Raw genomic sequence first — 4,362 nt, forward strand, 5'->3', positions numbered from 1 at the left:
GGGAGCACCGCCGCTGCCCGCGCCCAGCCCGGGAACCGGGAGCGGGAAGCGGGGAGGTTGGAGGTTGGAGGTGGGAAGTTGGAGGTGGACTTTCTCCCGTTCTCCCCTTCTCCCGTTCTCCCCTTTCTCCCCTTCTCCCCCTCTCCCGTTCTCCCGCGGGGGGCGGGGCGGCCGGGGCGGGGCTCAGCCGAAGCGGGCGAGTTCGCGTTCGAGGTTGAGGGGGCGGGTGACGGCGGCGCGGTCGTAGTCGCCCCACTGGTCGCGCGGGACGAGCCACATGACTTCGAACTCGTTGCCGTCGGGGTCGCGGCCGTAGAGCGATTTGGTCGCGCCGTGGTCGGACTGGCCGGTGAGGGCGCCGAGTTTGGCCAGGACGGTGCGCATCTCGGCGAGGTCGCGGATGGTTTCGACCTCCCAGGCGAGGTGGTAGAGGCCGACGAGCTGGCCGGTGAAGGGCCCCTGGGCGGCCTCGCCGAGGCTGAAGAGGCCGAGGTCGTGGTGGTTATCGGAGCCGCGGGCGCGGAGGAAGACGGCGCGGTCTTCGATGCTGGTGACGATTTCGAAGCCGAAGGCGTGGGTGTAGAAGTCGGCGGCGCGGGCGGCATCGCGGACGAAGAGGACGGCGTGGTTGAGGCGCTTGATGGCGGGCATGGTTCAAGCGTAGCAGCGGCCCCGCCCCGCCCGGGAGGTGGGAGGTGGGAGCACCGCCGCCGCCCTCGCCCCACACGGGAGCCGGGAGCCGGGAGCGGGGAGGTGGGAGCGGGGAGGTGGGAGGTTGGAGGTGGACTCTCTCCCGTTCTCCCGTTCTCCCGGGAGGGACGGCTGGGGCGGGCGGGGCTCCCCTTCTCCCGGTACAATCCGTGGGATGGCCGAGCTGAAGGTGCTGGTTTCGGGGACGGGCCGCATGGGGCGGCAGGTGGCGGCGGCGGTGCTGGCGGAGCCGGGGATGACGCCGGCCGCCTATGTCGACGGTCTGGCGGAGCGCGGCGCGCTGGACGGGATGCCGGTCTTCCGGGATGCAGCAATCGCGCTGGACGAGGCGAAGCCGGATGTGGTGGTCGATTTCACCAATGCGGCCTGGACGCCGGCGATCGCCCGGGAGGCGCTGCAGCGGGGGGTGCCGCTGGTGATCGGCACGACCGGGCTTTCGCAAGAGTTCATGGGCTGGCTCGAACGAGAGACAGCGGCGCGCGGGGTGGGGGCCGTGGTGGCGGCGAACTTCGCCATCAGCGCGGTGCTGATGATGCACTTCGCGCGGGTGGCGGCGCGCTTCTTCGACCACGCGGAGATCATCGAGCTGCACCACGACCAGAAGGTGGACAGCCCGTCAGGGACAGCAAAGGCGACGGCGGAGGGGATGCTGGCGGCGCGGGGGCGGCCGTTCACGCGGCCGCTGCCGGAGCTGGAGACGGTCCCGGGGGCACGCGGGGCGGAGCTGGGCGGGGTTTCGATCCATGCCGTGCGGCTGCCCGGGCTGGTGGCGCACCAGGAGGTGCTGTTCGGCGGGCAGGGACAGACGCTGTCGATCCGGCAGGACAGCACCGGCCGGGATTCGTTCATGCCCGGGGTGCTGCTGGCCATCCGCGAGGTGGTGCAGCGGAAGGGGCTGGTGGTGGGACTGGAAGGGCTGCTGGGGCTGGCCTGAGCCTCAGGGTTGCCGTTTGAGGTGCGCCCGGCGGTAGGGTCCGACGCGGTCGGCGGCCACACGCGCCTGCGACCTGGCAAACTGCTGGCGGAGGTGGGTGACAACGTAGGCGAGGGGCCGCGCGGTTTCGAGGTCGAGGTGAAATTTCACACGGATGAAGTGCCCGCCGAGGGGGTCGGGATGGCAGGCAAGGATGGTGACGGGGAGATCGAGCTGCCACTGGCCGGCGGGGTCGAGCAGGCGGAGGACGGCGGTGGGCGCGGTGACCGGGAGCGGGGACGAGAAGGCCGCGCCCGTCATGGAGAGGTCGTTGAGGCGCCCTTCTGCGGCCAGGCCGTCGCCCACGTAGAGGCGGTAGGGCAGGTCGGCCGGGAAGCGCGGCGCGCGCCGGCGCCCGCCCCCGTGTTCGTTGGGTTTCACACCGAATATTTCGGCGGAATGTTCGAAAATTGAAGGGGCCGGGCGGCAAACCCGGCCCGCACGTCTCAGTTGACCTGGCGTTCGCGGCCCTGCCAGTAGGGCGCCCGGAGTTCGCGCTTGAGGATCTTGCCGGACGGGTTGCGGGGAAGGGCGTCGATGAAGTCGACGGACTTCGGGACCTTGTAGCCGGCGATGCGTTCGCGGGCGAAGGCGATCAGCTCCTCGGGGGTGACCTCGGCGCCGGGCTTCTTCACGACGATCGCCTTGACGGCTTCGCCCCACTTCTCATCGGGCACGCCGATGACGGCCACGTCGGCGACGGCGGGGTGACCGAAGAGGGCGGATTCGACCTCGGCCGGGTACACGTTCTCGCCGCCGGAGACGATCATGTCCTTCACGCGGTCGTGGATGTAGACGTAGCCGTCTTCGTCCATGTAGCCGGCATCGCCGGTGTGGAACCAGCCGTTGCGGATGGCCTTCGCGGTTTCCTCGGGGAGGTTCCAGTAGCCCTTCATGACCTGCGGCGAGCGGCAGATGATCTCGCCGACCTGGCCGCGGGGGAGGTCGTTGCCGTCGGCGTCGACGATGCGGATTTCGACGCCCTGGAGGGGCTTGCCGCAGGAGCGCATGCGGGGGTTGCCGTTGGGGTCGTGGTCCTCGGGCGGGAGGTAGGTGATGGTGCCGGTGGTCTCGGTGAGGCCGTACATCTGGCCGAACTGGCACTTGAAGGTGGCGAGGGAGTTGCGGAGGAGGTCGAGCGGGATGGGCGACGCCCCGTAGGCGATGAACTTGAGGGAGGAGAAGTCGGTCTCCTGCACGCCGGGGGTCTGGAGGAGGAAGAGGAGGACGGCAGGCACGAAGATGGAGCGGGTGACGCGGTATTCGGGGATGACGCGGAGGATCTCGGTGGGGATGACGTCGCGGAGGATGATGGTGCGGGCGCCGGCGTAGAGGCCGACGATGCCCCAGCCGGAGCCGGCGATGTGGAAGAGGGGCATGCAGACGAGGTTGACGTCCTCGGCGGACCAGGGCGGGCCCCACTGGCGGACGGCAGCCGGCAGGAGGGCGAAGAAGTTGCTGTTGGTGAGCATGGCACCCTTGGGATGCCCGGTGGTGCCGCTGGTGTACATCTGGATGGCGACGTCATCGGGGGCGACAGGGCGGTGCGGGTCGGCGGGGGACTGGGCGTCGCGCCATTCGGGGTAGTAGTGCCAGCCTTCGTGGGGGGCATCGATGGCGACGACGGTCTTCACGGTGCGGAGTTCGGGCAGGATTTTTTCGATGACGGGGAAGAAATCCTGGCCGACGAAGAGGACCTCGGCGGTGGCGTCGTTGATGACGTAGGCCACCTCGGGCGGGGCGAGGCGCCAGTTGACGGCGACCATGACAGCGTTGGCCTTGGCGGCGCCGAAGAGGACTTCGTAGAAGCGGTCGGAGTTCTTATCGAGGTAGGCGATGCGGGCCTGGGGCTGGAGGCCGGCGGCGATCAGGCCGTTGGCGACCCGGCTGGCGTACTCATCGAGCTGGCGGTAGGTGGTGTTCCGGTCGAGGTGGGTGAGAGCGATGGCGTCGGGGCGGGCCTCGGCGTGGGCGCGGGTGATATCGCCGACGCTCTGGATGCGGATTTCGGTGGTCATCGGGAAGCCCTCCGGGGTCGCTGGTGGCACGGGATCGTGCCATGCTGACTGACCGGTCAGCAAGGGGGCTACTCGCCGGCCCTGGATTCGCGCACGAACAGGTAGCGGCCGTGGAGTTCGCGGCCGTTGAGGGCGGCCATGGCGGCGCAGGCTGACGCCGGGGATGCGAGGGTGGCGATGGCGTGGCCGCGGGGGAGGCCGGTGCGCGGGTGGTAGGCGAGGCGGGGCCTGCCGATGAGGCCGAAAGGGCGCAGGAGCTCGGCGAGGTCGTCCTCGGTGGTGAGGTAGCTGAGGTTGCCGATGAAGAGGTCCAGGAGGCGGCTCGATTCCCGGGGCGTGCCGGCTGGCGCGTTCCCCGGAGGCGCAGTGTACGCGACCCGCGCCGCGCGGTGACAACAGGGCACCCCCGGGGTTGAGCCGGGGGCGCCGATGGGTGCGTTCGGGCCGCGGGGGCGGGGGCTAGCGGCGGCGGGCGGCGAGGGTGAGGAGGGTGACGCCGCCGCCCAGGGACGCGAGGCCAGCCAGGACGAAGAGCAGGGCGAGCGGGCTCCCGCCGGCGGGCTTCCCGGTGCCGGTGGCGGGCGGCCGCGGGGTCGGGGAGGTCACAGCGCCGGCAACGCTGGTCGTGGACGGCGTCGGGCTGGGCGAGGGGTTCTCAAT

5 protein-coding genes and 1 pseudogene are annotated in these 4,362 nt (G+C 70.7%); 1 reads left to right on the forward strand and 5 read right to left on the reverse strand.

Translation table 11 applies throughout. The features are described from left to right. Window positions 1–183: 183 nt before the first annotated feature. Window positions 184–651 carry a VOC family protein gene (locus tag VAE46_RS07125; RefSeq protein WP_322796231.1) on the reverse strand — a complete coding sequence of 156 codons (468 nt, stop codon included), beginning with the start codon at window positions 649–651 and terminating at the stop codon, window positions 184–186. 214 nt (window positions 652–865) lie between these two features. Here VAE46_RS07125 and dapB point away from each other — a divergent pair, with 214 nt between their 5' ends. After that, window positions 866–1,645, forward strand: coding sequence for a 4-hydroxy-tetrahydrodipicolinate reductase (dapB, locus tag VAE46_RS07130; protein ID WP_322796232.1), 780 nt, complete (start codon window positions 866–868; stop codon window positions 1,643–1,645). A 3-nt stretch (window positions 1,646–1,648) separates the two neighbouring features. Here dapB and VAE46_RS07135 read toward each other — a convergent pair whose 3' ends face one another. The 4 genes and pseudogenes from VAE46_RS07135 to VAE46_RS07150 all read right to left on the reverse strand — a co-directional run. Beyond that, complete coding sequence (locus VAE46_RS07135) at window positions 1,649–2,065, reverse strand: PilZ domain-containing protein (protein WP_322796233.1); 417 nt, start codon at window positions 2,063–2,065, stop codon at window positions 1,649–1,651. 65 nt (window positions 2,066–2,130) lie between these two features. Then, window positions 2,131–3,702: a fatty acid--CoA ligase gene (locus tag VAE46_RS07140; RefSeq protein ID WP_322796234.1), complete on the reverse strand. Its 1,572-nt coding sequence runs from the start codon at window positions 3,700–3,702 to the stop codon at window positions 2,131–2,133. A 68-nt stretch (window positions 3,703–3,770) separates the two neighbouring features. Then, window positions 3,771–4,106, reverse strand: a complete 336-nt coding sequence (locus tag VAE46_RS07145; protein ID WP_322796235.1) for an RNA-binding protein — start codon at window positions 4,104–4,106, stop codon at window positions 3,771–3,773. Between the two features lie 55 nt (window positions 4,107–4,161). Beyond that, window positions 4,162–4,362, reverse strand: a pseudogene (locus tag VAE46_RS07150) (hypothetical protein); the annotation flags it as partial.

Source organism: Tepidiforma sp. (genome assembly GCF_034433535.1).
Lineage (GTDB): Bacteria > Chloroflexota > Dehalococcoidia > Tepidiformales > Tepidiformaceae > Tepidiforma.

What these genes read in the sequence shown, in the direction of transcription:
- dapB (WP_322796232.1), top strand. Translation starts at nt 866, where the DNA reads ATGGCCGAGCTGAAGGTGCTGGTTTCGGGGACGGGCCGCATGGGGCGG.
- VAE46_RS07125 (WP_322796231.1), bottom strand. Translation starts at nt 651, where the DNA reads ATGCCCGCCATCAAGCGCCTCAACCACGCCGTCCTCTTCGTCCGCGAT.
- VAE46_RS07140 (WP_322796234.1), bottom strand. Translation starts at nt 3,702, where the DNA reads ATGACCACCGAAATCCGCATCCAGAGCGTCGGCGATATCACCCGCGCC.